23 protein-coding genes are annotated in these 20,010 nt (G+C 58.4%); 4 read left to right on the forward strand and 19 right to left on the reverse strand.

Annotation, left to right across the window (positions count from 1 at the left end):
• Window positions 1-2: 2 nt before the first annotated feature.
• From ACYZT2_RS23195 to trmJ, 14 genes are all read right to left on the reverse strand, one after another.
• Window positions 3-1,052: a RodZ domain-containing protein gene (locus ACYZT2_RS23195; protein WP_461967682.1), complete on the reverse strand. Its 1,050-nt coding sequence runs from the start codon at window positions 1,050-1,052 to the stop codon at window positions 3-5.
• Window positions 1,052-1,810 carry a type IV pilus biogenesis/stability protein PilW gene (gene pilW, locus ACYZT2_RS23200; protein ID WP_007903601.1) on the reverse strand — a complete coding sequence of 253 codons (759 nt, stop codon included), beginning with the start codon at window positions 1,808-1,810 and terminating at the stop codon, window positions 1,052-1,054. Before pilW ends, ACYZT2_RS23195 begins: the two co-directional genes overlap by 1 nt.
• A 12-nt stretch (window positions 1,811-1,822) precedes the next feature.
• Window positions 1,823-2,971, reverse strand: a complete 1,149-nt coding sequence (gene rlmN, locus ACYZT2_RS23205; RefSeq protein WP_123368319.1) for a dual-specificity RNA methyltransferase RlmN — start codon at window positions 2,969-2,971, stop codon at window positions 1,823-1,825.
• Between the two features lie 28 nt (window positions 2,972-2,999).
• Window positions 3,000-3,425, reverse strand: coding sequence for a nucleoside-diphosphate kinase (ndk, locus tag ACYZT2_RS23210; RefSeq protein ID WP_007916882.1), 426 nt, complete (start codon window positions 3,423-3,425; stop codon window positions 3,000-3,002).
• Window positions 3,426-3,517: 92 nt separating this feature from the next.
• Window positions 3,518-3,718 carry a Fe-S cluster assembly protein IscX gene (gene iscX, locus ACYZT2_RS23215; protein WP_461967685.1) on the reverse strand — a complete coding sequence of 67 codons (201 nt, stop codon included), beginning with the start codon at window positions 3,716-3,718 and terminating at the stop codon, window positions 3,518-3,520.
• 14 nt (window positions 3,719-3,732) lie between these two features.
• The gene (fdx, locus tag ACYZT2_RS23220; RefSeq protein ID WP_008014719.1) at window positions 3,733-4,074 is read right to left on the reverse strand and encodes an ISC system 2Fe-2S type ferredoxin; all 342 of its coding nucleotides are present in this window, start codon (window positions 4,072-4,074) and stop codon (window positions 3,733-3,735) included.
• Window positions 4,074-5,939 carry a Fe-S protein assembly chaperone HscA gene (hscA, locus tag ACYZT2_RS23225; protein ID WP_461967688.1) on the reverse strand — a complete coding sequence of 622 codons (1,866 nt, stop codon included), beginning with the start codon at window positions 5,937-5,939 and terminating at the stop codon, window positions 4,074-4,076. Before hscA ends, fdx begins: the two co-directional genes overlap by 1 nt.
• Window positions 5,940-5,990: 51 nt before the next feature.
• Window positions 5,991-6,512, reverse strand: a complete 522-nt coding sequence (gene hscB / locus ACYZT2_RS23230) for a co-chaperone HscB (protein ID WP_461967690.1) — start codon at window positions 6,510-6,512, stop codon at window positions 5,991-5,993.
• Between the two features lie 8 nt (window positions 6,513-6,520).
• Window positions 6,521-6,844 carry an iron-sulfur cluster assembly protein IscA gene (gene iscA, locus ACYZT2_RS23235; protein WP_093426158.1) on the reverse strand — a complete coding sequence of 108 codons (324 nt, stop codon included), beginning with the start codon at window positions 6,842-6,844 and terminating at the stop codon, window positions 6,521-6,523.
• Window positions 6,845-6,878: 34 nt separating this feature from the next.
• Entirely contained in the window at window positions 6,879-7,265 is a 387-nt protein-coding gene (iscU, locus tag ACYZT2_RS23240; RefSeq protein ID WP_003443374.1) for a Fe-S cluster assembly scaffold IscU, read from the reverse strand.
• Window positions 7,266-7,350: 85 nt separating this feature from the next.
• Entirely contained in the window at window positions 7,351-8,565 is a 1,215-nt protein-coding gene (locus tag ACYZT2_RS23245) for an IscS subfamily cysteine desulfurase (protein ID WP_461967692.1), read from the reverse strand.
• 50 nt (window positions 8,566-8,615) lie between these two features.
• The gene (gene iscR, locus ACYZT2_RS23250; RefSeq protein ID WP_007903581.1) at window positions 8,616-9,107 is read right to left on the reverse strand and encodes a Fe-S cluster assembly transcriptional regulator IscR; all 492 of its coding nucleotides are present in this window, start codon (window positions 9,105-9,107) and stop codon (window positions 8,616-8,618) included.
• Window positions 9,108-9,355: 248 nt separating this feature from the next.
• Window positions 9,356-10,132 (reverse strand): serine O-acetyltransferase, encoded by a 777-nt coding sequence (gene cysE, locus ACYZT2_RS23255; RefSeq protein ID WP_461967694.1) that lies wholly within the window; start codon window positions 10,130-10,132, stop codon window positions 9,356-9,358.
• A 2-nt stretch (window positions 10,133-10,134) separates the two neighbouring features.
• The gene (gene trmJ, locus ACYZT2_RS23260) at window positions 10,135-10,905 is read right to left on the reverse strand and encodes a tRNA (cytosine(32)/uridine(32)-2'-O)-methyltransferase TrmJ (protein ID WP_461967696.1); all 771 of its coding nucleotides are present in this window, start codon (window positions 10,903-10,905) and stop codon (window positions 10,135-10,137) included.
• Between the two features lie 306 nt (window positions 10,906-11,211).
• Between trmJ and suhB the strand changes: the two genes are divergently transcribed.
• Entirely contained in the window at window positions 11,212-12,030 is an 819-nt protein-coding gene (gene suhB / locus ACYZT2_RS23265; protein WP_052967503.1) for a type III secretion system regulator SuhB, read from the forward strand.
• 369 nt (window positions 12,031-12,399) lie between these two features.
• Here the strand turns inward: suhB and rplS are convergent, their stop codons facing one another.
• The 5 genes from rplS to ffh form a co-directional block, all read right to left on the reverse strand.
• Window positions 12,400-12,750: a 50S ribosomal protein L19 gene (rplS, locus tag ACYZT2_RS23270; RefSeq protein WP_003175895.1), complete on the reverse strand. Its 351-nt coding sequence runs from the start codon at window positions 12,748-12,750 to the stop codon at window positions 12,400-12,402.
• Window positions 12,751-12,795: 45 nt separating this feature from the next.
• Window positions 12,796-13,569 (reverse strand): tRNA (guanosine(37)-N1)-methyltransferase TrmD, encoded by a 774-nt coding sequence (gene trmD, locus ACYZT2_RS23275; RefSeq protein ID WP_461967699.1) that lies wholly within the window; start codon window positions 13,567-13,569, stop codon window positions 12,796-12,798.
• Window positions 13,551-14,087 (reverse strand): ribosome maturation factor RimM, encoded by a 537-nt coding sequence (gene rimM, locus ACYZT2_RS23280; RefSeq protein ID WP_253549674.1) that lies wholly within the window; start codon window positions 14,085-14,087, stop codon window positions 13,551-13,553. Before rimM ends, trmD begins: the two co-directional genes overlap by 19 nt.
• A gap of 5 nt (window positions 14,088-14,092) precedes the next feature.
• A complete protein-coding gene (gene rpsP / locus ACYZT2_RS23285) occupies window positions 14,093-14,344 on the reverse strand; it encodes a 30S ribosomal protein S16 (protein WP_003198088.1) in 252 nt (83 codons plus the stop codon).
• A 250-nt stretch (window positions 14,345-14,594) separates the two neighbouring features.
• Window positions 14,595-15,971, reverse strand: a complete 1,377-nt coding sequence (gene ffh, locus ACYZT2_RS23290) for a signal recognition particle protein (protein ID WP_008014733.1) — start codon at window positions 15,969-15,971, stop codon at window positions 14,595-14,597.
• A gap of 210 nt (window positions 15,972-16,181) precedes the next feature.
• Here ffh and ACYZT2_RS23295 point away from each other — a divergent pair, with 210 nt between their 5' ends.
• From ACYZT2_RS23295 to ACYZT2_RS23305, 3 genes are all read left to right on the forward strand, one after another.
• A complete protein-coding gene (locus ACYZT2_RS23295) occupies window positions 16,182-16,994 on the forward strand; it encodes a cytochrome C assembly family protein (RefSeq protein ID WP_461967705.1) in 813 nt (270 codons plus the stop codon).
• 12 nt (window positions 16,995-17,006) lie between these two features.
• The gene (locus tag ACYZT2_RS23300) at window positions 17,007-18,245 is read left to right on the forward strand and encodes a transporter associated domain-containing protein (RefSeq protein ID WP_461967707.1); all 1,239 of its coding nucleotides are present in this window, start codon (window positions 17,007-17,009) and stop codon (window positions 18,243-18,245) included.
• Window positions 18,246-18,588: 343 nt separating this feature from the next.
• Window positions 18,589-19,905 (forward strand): MFS transporter, encoded by a 1,317-nt coding sequence (locus tag ACYZT2_RS23305; RefSeq protein ID WP_461967709.1) that lies wholly within the window; start codon window positions 18,589-18,591, stop codon window positions 19,903-19,905.
• Window positions 19,906-20,010 lie beyond the last annotated feature (105 nt).

Genomic DNA, 20,010 nt, shown 5'->3' on the forward strand with positions numbered 1-20,010 from the left:
ACTTATTGACCCAACTTCAGGCGAGCAGTCTCGCCACTGGTGAACGGAGCGACATCAACCACTTGCCCGTTGTAGCTGACCTGCGCGCCACGGGCGAAGCCCAGACGCACGGAAAAAGGCGGTTTGCCGCTGACAGTAACATTTTCGCCTTTACGCTTGAGACCACTCAACAGCACCTTACCCGTGCCATCGGTCACTTGCGTCCAGCAATCGGCGGTGAATTGCAATTGAACCTGGCCTTGGCCAGCCACCGGAGTTGCCGGAGCTGGTGCCGGGGCGGTCGGGGCAATCGGGGCAATCGGAGCCGTGATAACCGGTGCCGGTACAGCGGGAACAGCCGGGGCAGGCGTCGCTGGCGTCGTCGGTGTCGCGACAACCGGAGCAGTGCTGTGGGCAGCAGCCGCAGGCGTTACTGCTGGAGCCGCTGGCACTGGAACCGCTGCGCTCGTTTCGGCATTGACTGGCTCCTCGGCCGAAGTCTCGGCCTGAGGCAGTGCTAGAGGCGTTTCACCTTCAGCCTGACCTTGCGCAACGGCCTGGTCTTCCGGCTCGTCCAATGGATGAATCTGGGTGGTGCCATCGGCGCCTTCGACTTCGACGTGTTCCGGAGCCAGGCCGATCAGGTCCTTGGTGCGCAATGAAGTTTGATCCTGCCACCAGATAAAACCACCGCCAATCACCGCGAGCAGCAATAGCAGGCTGACAATTCGCAAAATGGTGTGAGAAACCCGAACAGGCTCTTCGATACGCCCCAGGCTGTGGACGTTGCTGCCTTGGGAGTCGGTGCCGGTGGATTGGTCGAACTGCTGGACCAGAACGGTTTGGTCCATGCCGAGCAATTTGGCATACGCGCGAATATAGCCACGAGCAAAGGTGTGCCCAGGCAGCTTGTCGAAAGCGCCGGCTTCCAGATTACTCAGGGAATTAACGGTGAGGTTGAGCTTGAGGGCCACTTCGGCCAGCGACCAGCCATTGCTTTCGCGGGCCTGGCGCAAAGTCTCACCGGGGTTAACGCGATTCGCTGCTACAACTTCGGGATGCGCCGCTTTCATCATTGCTCCGACAGGTATTGCTGATATTCCGGCGTACCGGGATAGAGTCGTTTTAATTGCAGGCCAAAACTGGCGGCCTTGTCGCGATCTTCGAACACTTTTGCCAGCCGAACGCCGAGCAATAGACTACGTGCATTTTGTTCGGTGAGCAGGCTAAAACGGTCGTAATAGTCACGCGCGGGCACATAATGCCTGTCTTCGTAAGACAACTCAGCCATTTCCAGCAATGCACGTGGTTGTTGGCGATTCAAACGCAGGGCTTTTTCCAGCTGCTGGCGAGCCAGATCACGCTGGCCAAGCTTTGAAGCGGTCATGCCCAGGTTTTCGAAAACCCGTGAACGCTCAGGATACAAGGTATCGGCGGCGGCCTGTTCGAAGCGCTCGTACGCCTCTTTGTAACGTTTCTCTTCGAAAAGAAAGCTGCCGTAGTTATTCAGGATTCGCGCATCGGCGGGACGGGAAGACAGCGCCTTGCGAAAATGCTGATCGGCCAGTTCCGGCTCCATCTCGGCCTGGAACACCAGCCCCAGCGCCGCGTTGGCGTCAGGATCCGAGCTGTCCAGGTCCAAAGCCTTCTTCAACGGGACTTTGGCACGCTCGGTCATGCCCTGCTGCAAATACCCCAAGCCCAGCTGCACGTAGGCAGCACGCGCTTCATCACGGCCCTTGCTGGTCTTCATCGGGTTGAAATCGCCCGACAGGACACAACCAGCACAGAGGCTGGCCAACAGCACAAGCAGCGCGAAGCGCAGGGACATAGAGATCCTCTCTTAATTATTGTTCGCGGCGTTTGTTGCAATATCGTTTTCGGCGCTCAACTCGCGTACGGCGATATAACGTTCGCTGCGACGGGTGCGATCCAGCACCTGCCCTACCAATTGGCCACACGCGGCGTCGATGTCTTCACCGCGGGTGGTGCGTACGGTGACGTTGAAGCCTGCATGGTGAAGCTGATCCTGGAACCGGCGAATCGCGTTGTTGCTTGGGCGCTCGTAACCGGAATGCGGGAACGGGTTGAACGGTATCAGGTTGATCTTGCACGGAATGTTCTTGAGCAACTCGATCATCTCAACGGCATGTTCAACCTTGTCGTTGATGTCCTTGAGCAAGGTGTACTCGATGGTCAGCACGCGCTTTTCGCCCAGGGACGACATGTAGCGCTGGCACGACTCGAGCAGCATCTTAAGCGGATATTTCTTGTTGATCGGCACCAATTGGTTACGCAATGCGTCGTTTGGTGCGTGCAGCGACAACGCCAGGGAAACGTCGATGTGCTTGGACAGCTCATCGATCATCGGCACCACGCCCGAAGTGGACAGGGTCACGCGGCGCTTGGAGATCCCGTAGCCCAGGTCATCCATCATCAGATGCATGGCGGCCACGACGTTATCGAAGTTCAGCAGCGGCTCACCCATGCCCATCATCACCACGTTGGTGATGGCACGGTCGGCGGTCGCCGGGATGCTGCCGAACGATTTATTGGCAATCCACACCTGACCGATCACTTCGGCGGCGGTGAGGTTGCTGTTGAAACCTTGCTTGCCGGTGGAGCAGAAACTGCAATCCAGGGCACAGCCTGCCTGGGACGAAACGCACAAAGTGCCGCGTTTGCCCTGGGGAATGTACACGGTCTCGACGCAGCTGCCGGACGCCACACGAACCACCCACTTGCGGGTGCCGTCGGTGGAGATGTCCTCGCTGACAACTTCAGGACCACGAACCTCGGCAATAGCCTTGAGCTTGTCGCGCAAGGCCTTGCTGACGTTCGTCATGGCGTCGAAATCATCGACGCCAAGGTGGTGAATCCATTTCATTACCTGACCGGCACGGAAACGCTTCTCCCCGATTGAGTCGAAGAATTTTTCCATTTCCAGCTGAGTCAGACCCAGCAGGTTGGTTTTTACAGTCGATGTAGTCATGGATTCACCTTCACTCTTAAGCCAATGCTTAGCGAGTGGTTACTTCAGTAGCTGCGAAGAAGTACGAGATTTCGCGAGCAGCAGCGGCTTCGGAGTCCGAACCGTGTACAGCGTTGGCGTCGATGGAATCAGCGAAGTCAGCGCGGATGGTACCGGCAGCAGCTTCTTTAGGGTTGGTAGCGCCCATCAGCTCACGGTTCAGAGCGATAGCGTTTTCGCCTTCCAGAACCTGAACGACAACCGGACCGGAGATCATGAAAGCAACCAGGTCGCCGAAGAAACCACGAGCGCTGTGCTCAGCGTAGAAGCCTTCAGCTTCAGCTTTGGACAGTTGCTTCAGCTTCGAAGCTACAACGCGCAGGCCAGCTTTTTCGAAACGAGTGGTGATCTCGCCGATAACGTTTTTTGCAACAGCGTCAGGCTTGATGATGGAGAAAGTACGTTGAACAGCCATGGTGTAACTCCAGAAACGGTAATTTGTGAAAAATTAAACCCGCGAATTATACGCGGGTTCTTGGGTATTGCCTAACTGCGTACGGTGCAGAATCAGTCTGCTTCTTCGATCCAGGCGGCCTGAATGGCTTCAAGCACCTTCTCGCCACCGCGGGTCGGATCATCACTGAACTCCGGCAATGCCAGCACCCATTGGTGCAGATCGACGAAGTTCACGTAACGCGGATCCACTTGCGGCCTGGATTCAGCCAGCTGGATCGCGATTTCAAGCACATCAACCCATTTCAGACTCATGTCGGTTCCTTGAATCAGTGCGGCGCTTCGGCCGCATGGTTGAGCGAGTATTTCGGAATTTCAACGGTCAGGTCTTCAGTCCCGACGATCGCCTGACAGCCTAGACGCGATTGCGCTTCCAGACCCCAGGCCCGATCAAGAAAGTCTTCCTCCAGCTCATCCGCCTCTTCCAGCGAGTCAAAACCTTCGCGGATGATGCAATGGCAGGTAGTGCAAGCGCAGACGCCGCCACAGGCGCTTTCCATCTCGATATGGTGCTCATGGGCCAGTTCGAGAATGGATATACCGGGCTCAGCCTCCACAACCATGCCTTCCGGGCAGAACTTCTCGTGTGGCAGAAAAATGACCTGCGGCATCAGTTATCCTCGATTTCATTCAGGTTGCGCCCCGCCAGAGCGGCTTTCACCGTCGAGTCCAGGCGGCGGGCAGCAAAGGCATCGGTCACTTGCGACAGACGCTTGGTCTGCTGCTCGATGGCGTAACCATCGGTGCCTTTCATCAATTCGGTCAGTTCCTGCATCTGCAATTCGATGACCATGCGCTCTTCGGCGTCGAGCAGGCGTTCGCCGTCAACTTCCAGAGCGCCCTGTACCGCCTCGATCAGGCGCTGGGCATCGACTTGCTGCTCACGCAATACGCGGGCGACTTTGTCGTCGTTGGCGTGCTGGAACGAATCTTTGAGCATTTTGGCGATTTCGCCGTCGGTCAGGCCGTAGGACGGCTTGACCTGGATGCTGGCTTCGACGCCCGAACCCAATTCGCGGGCCGAGACACTGAGCAGACCGTCGGCGTCGACCTGGAAGGTCACGCGAATCTTCGCCGCGCCAGCCACCATCGCCGGAATCCCACGCAATTCGAAGCGTGCCAGGGAGCGGCAGTCACTGATCAACTCGCGCTCGCCCTGCAATACGTGGATCGCCATGGCCGACTGGCCATCTTTATAAGTAGTGAAGTCCTGGGCGCGGGCGACAGGGATGGTGGTGTTGCGCGGAATCACCTTCTCCATCAGGCCACCCATGGTTTCCAGCCCCAGGGACAACGGAATCACGTCGAGCAACAGCAGTTCGCCGCCGTCACGCTTGTTGCCGGCCAGGGTATCGGCCTGGATCGCGGCACCGATGGCGACGACTTGATCCGGATCGATTTCGGTCAGCGGTTCGCGACCAAAGGCGTGCGCAACAGCTTCGCGGACGCGAGGTACGCGGGTCGAGCCACCGACCATGACCACAGCGTGAACATCCTCCAGCTCAATGCCGGAATCACGCACCGCGCGGCGACAGGCTTTCAGGCTGCGAGCAACCATTGGCTCGATCAGCGCATTGAAGGCTTCACGGGTCAACTCGGCCTTCCAGTCGCCATAAGCAACTTCGACGGACGAGCAGTTGGTCAGGGCTTCTTTGGCCGCACAGGCGGTTTGCAGCAGATGGCGCTGCGTACCCGGATCGAGGTCGGCCGACAGACTGGCGCCCTCAATAATCCAGCCAGCAATAGCGTGATCGAAGTCATCGCCACCCAGGGCGCTGTCGCCGCCGGTAGCCAGCACTTCGAAGACACCGCCAGTCAGGCGCAAAATCGAAATATCGAACGTACCGCCGCCCAGGTCATAAATCGCGACCAAGCCTTCGGCGTGCCGATCCAAACCGTAAGCGACCGCGGCGGCGGTTGGCTCATTGAGCAAACGCAGCACGTTCAGACCGGCCAGCTTGGCCGCATCCTTGGTGGCTTGACGCTGAGCATCATCGAAATAGGCTGGAACGGTAATCACCGCGCCAACCAATTCGCCACCCAAGGTCGCTTCAGCGCGCTGACGCAATACCTTGAGGATATCGGCGGAGACTTCGACCGGGCTTTTCGGGCCTTGCACCGTGTCGATGAACGGCATGTGCGACTCGCCGTCGACAAAACGGTACGGCAGCTGATCGCCCAATTGCTTGACGTCGGACAGACCACGACCCATCAAGCGCTTGACCGACAGCACAGTGTTCAAAGGATCGGACGCGGCAGCCAGTTTGGCCGACTCGCCGACCTCGACGCGATCGGCATGGTAGCGCACGGCAGACGGCAGGATGACCTGCCCGTCAGCGTCAGCCAGAGGTTCGGAAAGACCACTGCGCAATGCAGCGACCAGCGAATTGGTAGTGCCCAAGTCGATCCCCACAGCCAGACGACGCTGGTGCGGTTGAGGACTTTGGCCGGGTTCGGCGATCTGCAGTAGGGCCATCGTTATCAGGACTTATCTGTATATCAGGCGTGCGACCGGAGCGGCACTGGGTTAATCGTCGAGGCGCTCTTCTAACTGGCGCACTTCGTAGGTGAGCTTGTCGAGGAACTGCATGCGCCGCATCAGGCGTTCGGCCTGTTCACGTTGCGCTGCATCATCCCAACAGGCTGCGAAGCTTTCGTTCAGTTCATCCTGCGCGGTCTTCAGGCGACGCTTGAACACTGCGACACCCGCCAGATCGGCGCTGTCTTGCAGGTCTTCGAGCTCTTCACGCAACTCCATCTGTTGCAGAAGAAACTCCGGATCATGCACCGTGACCTCCAGCGGCAGCTCGCGACCGCCCATGGCGAGCAAATATCGCGCGCGTTTGGGGGGGCTTTTGAGCGTCTGATAGGCCTCGTTGAGGCTCGCGGATTGCTCGAGCGCCAGCCGCTGCTCACGCTCGGAAGCGTCGGCAAAGCGGTCCGGATGAACACCGCGCGCCAACTCACGGTAGCGCGTGGCCAGCTGATCGAGATCCAGATTGAAACTCGGTTGCAGCTCAAATAAAGCGAAATGACAAGGAGTACCCACAAGAAGCCTCAGATATTGAAGCTTTCGCCGCAGCCACATTCACCGCGCACGTTGGGATTGTTGAACTTGAAGCCTTCGTTCAACCCTTCCTTGACGAAATCGAGCTCGGTGCCGTCCAGGTAGGCGAGGCTTTTCGGGTCGATGATCACTTTCTCGCCGTGACTTTCGAACACCTGATCCTCTGCAACCACCTCGTCGACAAACTCCAGCACGTAGGCAAGGCCGGAACAGCCCGTGGTGCGAACACCCAGACGAATCCCTTCACCTTTGCCGCGCCCGTCGAGGGAGCGTCGCACGTGTTGAGCAGCCGCTTCTGTCATGCTGATAGCCATCGGTGACTCCTTACTCGTCGCCAAATCTTGAAAGTCAGATCAAGCCTTTCTTCTGCTTGTAGTCGCGAACGGCCGCTTTGATAGCGTCTTCAGCAAGTACGGAGCAGTGAATTTTCACTGGCGGCAGGGCCAGTTCTTCGGCTAGCTGAGTGTTCTTGATGGTCTCTGCTTCATCCAGAGTCTTGCCTTTCATCCACTCGGTCGCCAGAGAGCTGGAGGCGATCGCCGAACCGCAACCGTAAGTCTTGAACTTGGCGTCTTCGATGATGCCCTGTTCGTTGACCTTGATCTGCAGGCGCATCACGTCGCCGCACGCCGGAGCGCCGACCATGCCGGTGCCGACATCAGGATCTTCCGCGTCCATCTTGCCGACGTTGCGCGGGTTCTCGTAGTGGTCGATGACCTTTTCGCTGTAAGCCATGATTCTTAATCCTCACTCATCAGGAGTCGCTCTTGAAGCCCTGCCAATCGTGGATTAGCAGGGCCCGGTTGCGGCGACTTGAATATCAGTGCGCCGCCCACTCGATTTTCGAAATGTCGACGCCATCTTTGTACATGTCCCACAGCGGCGAGAGAGTGCGCAGCTTGGTAACGGCCTCGCAGACTTTCTGCGCGGCGTAGTCGATTTCTTCTTCGGTGGTGAAACGGCCGAAGGTGAAGCGAATCGAGCTGTGTGCCAGTTCGTCGTTGCGGCCCAGGGCGCGCAGTACATACGAAGGCTCAAGCGACGCCGAGGTGCAGGCCGAACCGGACGAAACCGCCAGATCCTTGAGCGCCATGATCAGCGACTCGCCTTCAACGTAGTTGAAACTCAGGTTCAGGTTATGCGGTACGCGGGCGGTCATGCTGCCATTGACGTACAGCTCTTCCAGGCCTTCGACCTGCTTGAAGAAACGGTCGCTCAGGGCTTTGATGCGTACGTTCTCGGCATCCATGTCTTCCTTGGCTACACGGAAGGCTTCGCCCATGCCAACGATCTGGTGGGTCGCCAGGGTGCCGGAACGCATGCCACGCTCGTGACCGCCGCCATGCATGGTCGCTTCGATGCGAACACGCGGCTTGCGGCTGACGTACAGCGCGCCGATGCCTTTAGGGCCGTAGGTTTTGTGGGCAGAGAACGACATCATGTCGACTTTCAGTTTCGACAGGTCGATCTCGACCTTGCCGGTGGACTGAGCAGCGTCGACGTGGAACAGAATGCCCTTGGAGCGGGTCAGCTCGCCGATGGCCGCGATGTCGTTGATGGTGCCGATTTCGTTGTTCACATGCATGACCGACACCAGGATTGTGTCGTCGCGCAGGGCCGCCTCGATCATCTCCGGGGTCACCAGACCATCTTCGCGAGGATCGAGGTAGGTCACTTCGAAACCTTCACGCTCCAGTTGGCGCATGGTGTCGAGGACAGCCTTGTGCTCAATCTTGGTGGTGATCAGGTGCTTGCCTTTGGTGGAGTAGAAATGCGCCGCACCCTTGATTGCCAGGTTGTCGGACTCGGTGGCACCGGAGGTCCAGACGATTTCACGCGGGTCGGCGTTAACCAGGTCAGCGACCTGACGGCGAGCGTTCTCGACGGACTCTTCAGCTTTCCAGCCGAACACGTGGGAACGGGACGCCGGGTTACCGAAGTTTCCGTCGACCAGCAGGCATTCACTCATCTTTTGCGCGACACGTGGATCAACCGGGGTCGTCGCAGAGTAATCAAGGTAAATCGGCAATTTCATGGACTATCTCCTAAATCAGGCTGGCTGGCGTGCCGCTAGCTCTTTGGCTGTCATTCGACGGCGGACGCTTCAATCTTGTCCAGGCGTGGCGCCTTGCTGTTGCAACGACGCTGGTCCTGACGCTGGGCTACTTCTTGCACCTCACGGCGAGTTACAAGGTCAGCCAAGCTGATACCGCTCAGAAATTCGTGAATCTGCAGGCTCAGATCGCACCACAAGTGGTGGGTCAAGCAGGTGTCGCCTTGATGGCAATCACCTTGGCCCTGGCATTTGGTTGCATCGACCGATTCGTTGACCGCATCGATCACCTGGGCGACCTGGATGCCCTGCATGTCGCGGGACAGCTGGTAACCACCGCCTGGACCGCGAACACTGGACACCAGATTGCTGCGGCGCAATTTGGCAAAAAGCTGTTCGAGGTAGGACAGGGAGATGCCTTGGCGCTCGGAGATATCGGCCAGGGACACCGGCCCGTGCTGCGCGTGCAACGCCAAGTCGAGCATGGCGGTCACGGCGTATCGGCCTTTTGTAGTCAGTCGCATGGACAATTACCACGGAGTTCGGAATGGGGCGAGTATGCAATTCCCGAGTATTTAAGTCAACTATAAGACCTAGTACTTTAGTCAGGTTTACCCGCAAAAGAGCGCGCGCATCATAGCAAAGGCTGGCGGCGTACAGCCAGCAATTGCGCGTTATCGTTCATCGCGAGCAGGCTCGCTCCCACAAGGAACCCATACACACCACAAGTCCAATGTGGGAGCGAGCCTGCTCGCGATGAAGTTGACTCGGTTTAGCCGGCCTGGCTCTGATCCTTGTCCTTCACACAGGCGAAGTCTTCTTCGCGCAGTTCAGGCAGATCTTTCGCACAGTAATTGCTACCCAGGTCCTTCAGCGCCCCGCACATCCCTTCAAGCCGACCATCTACAGCCTGCAGATGATCGAGCAACTGGTTAATGGCTCGAGCCACCGGGTCCGGCATGTCTTCGCCGACGCCATAGGCATCGAAACCAATCTTCTCGGCCATGGCCTTGCGCTTGGCGTCCTGCTCTTCATCGGGCTTGACGATGATTCGCCCCGGAATCCCTACCACCGTCGCCCCGGGCGGAACCGCCTTGGTGACCACGGCATTGGAACCCACCTTGGCTCCGGCACCCACCGTAAACGGACCGAGCACCTTGGCGCCCGCCCCGACCACTACGCCGTCTTCCAGAGTCGGATGACGCTTGCCCTTGTTCCAGCTGGTGCCGCCAAGGGTCACGCCTTGATACAGAGTGACGTCGTTGCCGATCTCGGCGGTCTCACCGATAACGATGCCCATGCCATGGTCGATAAAGAAGCGACGGCCGACCTTGGCACCCGGATGAATCTCGATCCCGGTCAACCAGCGACCGAAGTTCGACACCAGCCGCGCCAGCCATTTCCAGCCCATGCCCCACAACGCTGACGACAGGCGATGGATCCAGATGGCGTGCATGCCCGGGTAGCACGTCAGAACCTCAAAAGCATTGCGCGCCGCCGGGTCACGATGGAAAACACTTTGGATATCTTCACGCAAACGCTCGAACATCATTAATCCTTCCGCTTTAGAAGCTCGCCACGGGCCGCTTTCTGGGTTTCCGTGAGGATGCCACGCAAAATATTCATTTCCGCCCGGCTGACCGAGCTGCGTCCGTACAACCGGCGCAGACGCGCCATCAAGTGCCGTGGTTTTTCCGGGTCGAGGAATTCGATGGCCACCAGGGTTTGCTCCAGGTGTTCATAGAATCGCTCCAGCTCATCCATGGTCGCCAGCTCACCACTTTTGGTGGACGCCACTTCATCCTTCTCGACCTTGCTCGGCTGACCTGCTGCCGCCAACCAGGACATACGCACTTCATAGCTCAACACCTGCACCGCCGCCCCAAGGTTCAGCGAACTGAACTCGGGGTCTGATGGGATGTGCACGTGATAATGACATCGCTGCAGCTCTTCATTGGTCAGGCCGGAATCTTCACGCCCGAACACCAATGCGATCTCGGCACCTTGCCCAGCCTCCTCGACCACCTTCACACCGCATTCACGGGGATCGAGCAACGGCCAGGGAATACGACGATCGCGAGCACTGGTACCGAGCACCAGATTGCAGCCGACCAAGGCATCTTCCAGAGTGGCGACAACCTGAGCATTTCCAAGGATGTCACCGGCGCCGGACGCACGCGCATCGGCCTCGTGATGCGGGAACAACCGCGGCTCGACCAGCACCAGCCGCGACAGGCCCATGTTCTTCATGGCACGCGCAGCCCCGCCGATATTTCCGGGATGGCTGGTATTGACCAGGACGACACGAATGTTTTGCAGCAAGGGAGGCGCTCTCGAACACATTAATAGGGAGCAGAATCTTACAGCTCATCAGGGTGTCCCGCCTCAAAAATAGCTGTTCACTTTTGACGGCGTTCAATGTTGGCATGCTGCGTTGCCACTTCTCCCCATAGCAAGCTATGAGTCGGCGCGGCGCCTTGCCTGCCAACATTGACCACTCGTCAAAATGTGAACGTATTTCCGAGGCGGGACACACCGTTAAGCTATGAAAGCGAACACTGACCTTCACCTGTAGAAACTTTCTGATAGAATGCCCGGCTTTCTTTAACAACCTTAGGTGACACATCCATGCAGCCCATGCTGAATATCGCGCTGCGCGCCGCCCGCAGCGCCAGTGAATTGATTTTCCGCTCCATCGAGCGCCTGGATACCATCAAGGTCGACGAAAAAGACGCCAAGGATTACGTATCCGAGGTGGATCGCGCCGCCGAACAGAAAATCATCGATGCACTGCGCAAGGCTTACCCTAATCACTCGATCATGGGTGAAGAAACCGGCATGCACGCCGGTAACGGCATTGAAGGCGAAGAGTACCTGTGGATCATCGATCCGCTGGACGGCACCACCAACTTCCTGCGCGGCATTCCTCACTTCGCTGTCAGCATTGCCTGCAAATATCGCGGTCGCCTGGAGCACGCTGTTGTTCTGGACCCGGTTCGCCAGGAAGAATTCACCGCCAGCCGTGGTCGCGGCGCCCAACTGAACGGTCGTCGCCTGCGCGTCAGCGGCCGCACCAGCCTGGACGGCGCCCTGCTGGGTACCGGCTTCCCGTTCCGCGATGAGCAGATGGACAACCTCGACAACTACCTGGGCATGTTCCGCGCCCTGGTTGGCCAGACCGCCGGCATCCGCCGCGCTGGCGCAGCGAGTCTGGATCTGGCCTACGTGGCTGCCGGCCGTTTCGATGCGTTCTGGGAATCGGGCCTGTCCGAGTGGGACATGGCTGCAGGCGCCCTGCTGATCCAGGAAGCAGGCGGCTTGGTGAGCGACTTCACCGGCGGTCACGACTTCCTTGAGAAAGGCCACATCGTCGCCGGCAACACCAAGTGCTTCAAGGCAGTACTGACGGCGATCCAGCCGCACCTGCCAGCTTCGCTGAAGCGCTAAACGCAAAAGCACCTCAAGAAAGAAAACGCCCCGACTTGTTCGGGGCGTTTTTTTTGCGCAGAAAAAGACGAAAAAGACTTTTCCCACCAACACGAGACCGGGAATAGGCCGAACAACTGACGCCAATTAGCTAGTTGTGGGAGCGGGTTTGCTCGCGAAGGCGATATGCCAGGCAACATTGATGTCGACTGATACTGCCTCTTCGCGAGCAAGCCCGCTCCCACAGGGATTGCACTTAACTGACTGGCACTGGCTGCATGACCACTTTAGAAGCACCCATAACGAAAAATGCCCCGCATCTTTCGATACGAGGCATTTTCTTGAATCGCCAGCCTGAACAGGCTGGCGTTTCGGCATCGGAAGCTGGACTTAAGCCAGTTTTTCCTTGATGCGAGCTGCTTTACCGGACAGGTCACGCAGGTAGTACAGCTTGGCTTTACGTACGTCACCGCGACGCTTAACGGCCATGCTGTCGATTTGCGGGCTGTAGGTCTGGAAAGTACGCTCTACGCCAACACCGTTGGAGATTTTACGAACGGTGAAAGCACTGTTTACGCCGCGGTTACGCTTGGCGATAACGACGCCTTCGAACGCTTGCAGACGCGAACGATCGCCTTCCTTCACTTTCACCTGAACGACAATGGTGTCGCCCGGGGCAAAGGTAGGGATCTCTTTGGTCATCTGCTCTGCTTCGAGTGCAAGGATGATTTTGTTAGTCATGCTGTGCTCCTAAGGTAAATCGTCGGATCTACCATCGATACGTTGTTAACTATCGTCCCGCTCGCGGATGTATTCCTCGAGCAGCTTCTTCTCTTCTCCAGAAAGCGAGCGGCTTTCCAGAAGATCGGCGCGTCGTTCAAAGGTCCTACCAAGGGACTGCTGTAAACGCCAACGCCGGATGTGCGCGTGATTGCCACTTAGCAATACGTCGGGAACACGCTGATCCGCATACACCTCCGGTCGGGTGTAGTGCGGGCAATCCAGCAAACCATCCGTAAAGGAATCTTCCTCGGCGGAGTCCGCATGCCCTAAAGCTCCAGGCAGCAGTCGTGTAACCGCATCGATCAGGACCATCGCCGGCAGCTCGCCGCCAGACAGTACATAGTCGCCAATCGACCACTCTTCATCGACATGAGCATCAATAAAACGCTCGTCAATGCCTTCATAGCGGCCGGCAATCAGGATCAATGCATCCAGATTCGCCAACTCGCGTACCGCCGACTGAGTCAGTTGACGGCCTTGGGGGGACAGGTAAATTACCTTCGCCGCCTCCCCGGCTGCTGCCTTGGCCTGAACCAGAGCATCTTCCAGGGGCTTGATCTTCATCACCATGCCCGGACCACCGCCAAATGGGCGATCATCCACAGTGTGATGTCGATCCGTCGTGCAGTCTCGCGGATTCCAACAGGTGAGCTGCAACAGCCCCTGTTTCACCGCACGACTGGTGATGCCGTACTCGCTGATGGCGGAGAACATCTCGGGAAACAAACTGATCACTTCTACGCGCAGGTTAGCCACGTTTAGAAGTCCGCATCCCATTCCACCTTCATCTCGCCTGCGGCAAGGTCGACAGCCAACACGCATTGCTCCGTATAGGGCAACAGGCGTTCGCGATCATCCAGGCTGCCAGCGCAAGGCTTGACCACCATTACATCATTGGCGCCGGTTTCCAGAAGATGATCGATTTTCCCGAGCAATTGCCCGAGTTGATCAATAACCTTCAGACCTTCCAGCTGGTACCAGTAGTACTCGCCGTCGGTCAATTCAGGGAACAGGTTGCGCGGCACACAGATCTCATAACCAGCCAGAAGACGTGCTTCTTCACGATCATCGAGACCCTTGAGCTTTGCGACCAGGAACTTGTCGTTCCCACGTCCGCTGACTAGCTCGACCTGTTTCACATTGCCTTCGCGCTTGAGCGTCCAGGTTTTGTACTGCAACAGGTTTTCAGTCGGATCAGTAAAGGAATACACCTTCACTTCGCCGCGAACGCCATGAACAGAATAAATTTTGCCAATAACGATCAAATCATCGGCAACAACTGGCGTCGCGTTCATATAGCTCAGGCCGCAGCCTTAGCAGATTCCTTCAACAACTGAGCAACGCGCTCAGAAGGTTGTGCACCAACGCTCAGCCAGTAGGCTACGCGCTCTTGGTTCACGGACAGACGAACTTCTTGACCACGAGCAACAGGGTTGAAGAAACCAACCTGTTCCTTGTGCGAACCGTCGCGCGGGTTGCGGCTGTCGGTTACGGTCAAGTGGTAAAACGGGCGCTTTTTGGAGCCGCCAAGGGCAAGACGGATTGTTAGCATGTGAACATCGTTCCTGTAGTCGGTGCTGCAAATCTAAAGGCACAGCGGGCATAGGTGCCCGAAAGGCCGCATATTCTAAGGAATATCCGGACTTTTGCAAATGTCTTTTTCCGGCAGCCTATCGGTCGCCATCCAGATTTGCTATAGAGCCATCGTTGAAGATGGCCAGTCAGCTCCCGCCAAGTGCGGGTTTGCTGGAGATCCCACATCCCTGTGGGTCGGAGCAGGAGCTAGCTCCCGCTCGAATTCTTTACATTTTCGGCATGCCGCCGCCGGGCAGCATACCGCCCATGCCGCGCATCATTTTGGCCATTCCGCCTTTTGCGGAGAATTTCTTCATCATCTTCTGCATCTGCTTGTGCTGCTTGATCAAGCGACCGATGTCCTGCACCTGAGTGCCGGAACCCATGGCGATCCGGCGCTTGCGCGAACCGCTGATCAGCTCAGGGTCGCGGCGCTCGGCCGGGGTCATGGAGTTGATGATGGCTTCCATCTGCTTGAACTGCTTCTCTGCCGCGCCTTGGGCGTTACCCATCTGCGCCAGATTCACGCCGCCGATGTTCGGCAGTTTGTCCATGAGACCGCCGAGGCCGCCCATGTTTTTCATCTGTTGCAGCTGATCGCGGAAGTCTTCGAGATCGAAGCCCTTGCCCTTCTTCAGCTTCTTGGCCAGTTTATCGGCCTTGTCTTTATCGAGGGTCTGTTCGGCCTGCTCGATCAGGCTGAGCACGTCGCCCATGCCGAGGATGCGCGAAGCGATACGCTCAGGATGGAACGGTTCGAGCGCTTCGCTCTTCTCGCCCATACCAATGAACTTGATTGGCTTGCCGGTGATGGCACGCACCGAGAGCGCGGCACCGCCACGGGCATCGCCGTCGACCTTGGTCAGGATCACACCGGTCAGCGGCAGTGCATCGCCGAAGGCCTTGGCCGTGTTGGCGGCGTCCTGGCCGGTCATGGCATCGACCACGAACAGGGTTTCAACCGGGTTGATCGCGGCATGCAGCGCCTTGATCTCGCCCATCATCTCTTCGTCGATGTGCAGACGACCGGCGGTATCGACGATAACCACGTCGATGAATTTCAGTTTTGCTTCTTTAATAGCCGCTTGCGCAATGTCGACCGGCTTCTGGCTCAGGTCGGACGGGAAGAAAGTAACGCCAACTTCGCCCGCGAGCATTTCCAGCTGTTTGATCGCCGCCGGACGGTAAACGTCCGCGGACACGACCATGACCGACTTCTTCTTGCGCTCTTTAAGGAAGCGCGCGAGTTTGCCGGCGGTGGTGGTTTTACCCGCACCTTGCAAACCGGCCATCAACACGACAGCAGGAGGAACGGCGCTCAGGTTCAAGTCTTCGTTGGCCGCGCCCATCAGGCTTTCGAGTTCGGCCTGGACGATTTTCACGAAGGCCTGGCCCGGCGTCAGGCTGCGCGACACCTCGGTGCCAACAGCGCGTTCCTTGACCGAGTTGACGAAGTCTTTGACCACCGGCAAGGCGACGTCGGCTTCGAGCAACGCCATGCGCACTTCGCGCAGGGTGTCTTTGATGTTGTCTTCGGTCAGCTTGGCCTTGCCGGTGACATGGCGCAGCGTCTGCGAGAGACGGTCGGTTAAGTTTTCAAACATTGCGCGATCCTTTCAGGCCCTGTGTAGACCGGGATAATGGCGGCCCAGACCGGAATAAACATGTGCTCGGCGAGCCTGCGGCGTGGGCAGGTCGCGGATTATAGCGAAGACTGCGTCTGGCGGACACCTCGCCGTCAGGTTGCATGGTCTTTCGTGCTGTGGGGGTTCTATGCCAAACTCAGCGCCTTTCGGGCTTGCCTAACAGGATTTATGCTCCCCTTGTCACCCAGTTTGCTTACCACCCTCGCCGCCGCCTGCTTATATGCCGCTGCGACTCTCTATCAGGGCACTCGTCTGGCCACCGGCGCCAAGGCGAACAAGCGCCTGCTGGTCACGCTCGGTGTGCTGGCCGTGCTGGCTCACAGCGTCAGCCTGATCACCTATCTGCTGACACCGGTCGGCCTGGCCCTGGACTTTTTCAGCGCCGCCAGCCTGATCGCCGCCGCGGTTATTGCCCTGACCCTGCTGGCCTGCTCACGGATTCCGGTGGAAAACCTGCTGCTATTGCTGTTCCCGCTGGGCGCCGCCACCGTGGTGCTGGCACAGTTCGCCCCCGCCGGTACGGTGCAGATCATTGACGAAGCGCCAGGCATCCTCGCCCACATCCTCTTGTCGATCCTCGCTTACGGCATGTTCACCATCGCGGTGTTCCAGGCTTTGCTGCTGCTGGTTCAGGACCATCAGCTCAAACACAAGCATCCGTCCGGGCTGATCAAGAACTTCCCGCCGCTGCAAACCATGGAAAGCCTGTTGTTTGGTTTCCTCTGGGCCGGCTGGAGCCTGCTGTCGTTGTCGCTGATCTCCGGCTGGCTGTTCGTCGAAAACCTGTTCGCCCAGCACCTGGTGCATAAAACCTTGCTGGCGTGCCTGGCCTGGATTGTGTTCAGCGTGCTGCTTTGGGGGCGTAACCGCCTCGGCTGGCGCGGACACAAAGCCATCCGCTGGACCCTTGCCGGTTTTTGCCTGCTGATGCTGGCGTATTTCGGCAGCAAGCTGGTCCGCGAATACATTCTGCATATCTGACGGGCGGCATTAATGGACGACTTGCCCATAGGGCCGATGCTTGCGGTGCTCGCCCTGCTGATTTTATGGTCGGGGCTGTTTACCGCCATCGAAATTGCACAACAGCACTTGCTGGCCCAGCGAACGGCCTCGCGCTCGAACGACAAACCCGTGGCCAAGCTGAGTTTCCCACTCAACAGCCTGATCCTCTGCAACACCCTGTGCCGCGCGCTGGTAGTGGTCATCAGCACCTTGCTGGCGATTTTCACCTGGGCGCAAAACGGTGTATGGATTGCCTGCCTCGGCGCCAGCGCGGTGCTGCTGGTGTTCGCCGACTTCCTGCCGCGCTCCCTTGCCATGCGCTATCCGGATGCCGTTCTGAGTCTGGGCAACACACTGCTCGGCATACCCTTGAAAATCGTATACCCGGCTGCCTGGCTCCTCAATGGCATCAGCCAGCTGCTGACGCGGCCATTCGCCCGCAAAATCAACGTGGTGCAACAAAGCGAAGACGAAGCGCCAGCCGATCGGCATGACGATCACGAACACGCCGCCAGTCGCCCGCATTCGCTATCAGGTATCCACGCGCTGGATAACATCACGGTCAACGATATTCTAGTACCGCGCAGTGACGTCGACGGCATCAATCTGGACGACCCCCTCGAAGAAATCATCGAGCAACTGCGCCATAACAGGCGTACTCGCCTGCCGGTATTCCACAGCGACATCAACCAGGTCGAAGCGGTGCTCAACACCCGGCAGATCCGACATTTGCTGCCGGATTCAAGCCTGACCCTGGAAGCGCTGCTGGCAGCCAGTCACGAACCGTACTTCGTACCGGAAAGCACCCCGCTGCAGCTGCAATTGCTGAACTTCCACAAGCAGCAGCGGCGTTTGGGCATGGTGGTCGACGAGTACGGCGAAGTGCTGGGCATCGTGACCCTGGAAGACATTCTCGAAGAAATTGTCGGTGAATTCGAAAGCCAGCACAGCCTGGATAACCCGCACATCCATCCGCAGCCCGATGGGCGTTTGGTCATTGAGGGTGCGGCGTCGATTCGTGAGTTGAACAAAAGCCTTGGCTGGCATCTGCCCAGCGATGGCCCGAAAACCCTCAACGGGTTGGTGACCGAGGCGCTGGAAACGATTCCAGACAGTGCGGTTTGCCTGAAGATCGGGCGTTATCGGCTGGAGATTCTGGAAACGGAAGACAATCGCGTCACGCGCGTGTTGATCTGGCATACCAGCTCAGTGCCTGCCCTCGTCCGTTAGTTCGCCACAAGATCGCAGCCTCGCTTCGCTCGACAGCTCCTACAAGGGAACGCATTCCAACTTGTAGGAGCTGTCGAGCGAAGCGAGGCTGCGATCTTTCTCATTTTCTATGCCCTTGTTAGATCGTTAGCCGCCTTCCTATAATCAAGCCGCTTACCCAAGCCTCCGCCGAACCACGTGCTTACCCCGCACGCAGCAGGTTCCGGCCAGATCATCGACAATATCCGCACCACTGCGACGACTGTTCCTACCTTGAACAGCGACCGTATCTCAACCCACATCCCTGGGTATTCGACCATAATAATTCGCTCCACTGGGGCACATGACTGTCAGGGATTACCGCATGACGACCAGCACGACTTATACCGAAACCACGCCTGCACAACCGACCAACTCCGCCACCCGGGTGGCCACCGCGAGTTTCATCGGCACGGCTATCGAGTTCTACGACTTCTACGTCTATGCCACTGCCGCGGCGCTGGTGATCGGGCCGGTGTTTTTTCCGCAGACCTCCGGCACCGCCCAGATGCTGTCGGCGTTCCTCACCTTTGGTATCGCCTTCCTTGCGCGGCCACTGGGTTCGGCGCTGTTTGGCCACTTCGGTGACCGCATCGGGCGTAAATCGACACTGGTCGCTTCCCTGCTGCTGATGGGCGTGTGTACCACGCTGATCGGCGTCCTGCCGGGTTACGACAGCATTGGCGCCTGGGCGCCGATCCTGCTTTGCGTGCTGCGCTTCGGTCAAGGCCTGGGGCTGGGCGGCGAATGGGGCGGCGCCGCATTGCTGGCGACGGAGAACGCGCCCAAAGGCAAGCGCGCCTGGTACGGCATGTTTCCGCAACTCGGTCCATCGATCGGGTTTCTGGCGGCCAACGGCCTGTTCCTGACCCTGGCCATGAGTTTGAACGACGAGCAATTCCGTTCATGGGGCTGGCGGATTCCGTTCCTGCTCAGTGCCGCGCTGGTGATGGTCGGCCTGTATGTGCGCCTCAAGCTCCACGAAACCCCGGTGTTCGCCAATGCCATGGCTCGTCAGGAACGGGTGAAGATTCCGCTGGTCGAGCTGTTCAGCCAATACTGGGCGCCGATGCTGCTGGGTGCCGGGGCGATGGTGGTGTGTTACGCGCTGTTCTATATCTCGACGGTGTTTTCGCTGAGCTACGGTGTGTCGACACTCGGCTACACCCGCGAAACCTTCCTCGGCCTGCTGTGTTTCGCGGTGCTGTTCATGGCGGCCGCGACACCGCTGTCGGCTTGGGCGAGCGATCGTTACGGGCGCAAACCGGTGCTGATCATCGGTGGCGTGCTGGCGGTTCTGTCCGGATTTTTGATGGAACCGCTGCTCACCCAAGGCTCGACCTGGGGCGTGGCGTTGTTCCTGTGCATCGAACTGTTTCTGATGGGCGTGACGTTTGCCCCGATGGGCGCGCTGCTGCCAGAGCTGTTTCCGACCCACGTGCGCTATACCGGCGCATCGGCCGCCTACAACCTGGGCGGGATTGTCGGAGCCTCGGCGGCGCCGTTCTTTGCGCAGAAACTGGTGGCCATGGGCGGTTTGAGTTATGTGGGCGGGTATGTGTCGGGGGCGGCGGTGCTGAGTTTGATCGCGGTGCTGTGCCTGAAGGAGACGCGGCATAACGATTTGAATCGGGTTGCCTGAAGCCAAAAGCTTCGCGGGCAAGCCTCGCTCCTACAGGGATCACGTCAAACGACGGTAGTGCGTTCAACAAATGACCTGTAGGAGCGAGGCTTGCCCGCGAATGCC

The organism is Pseudomonas sp. MDT1-85 (assembly GCF_054898065.1).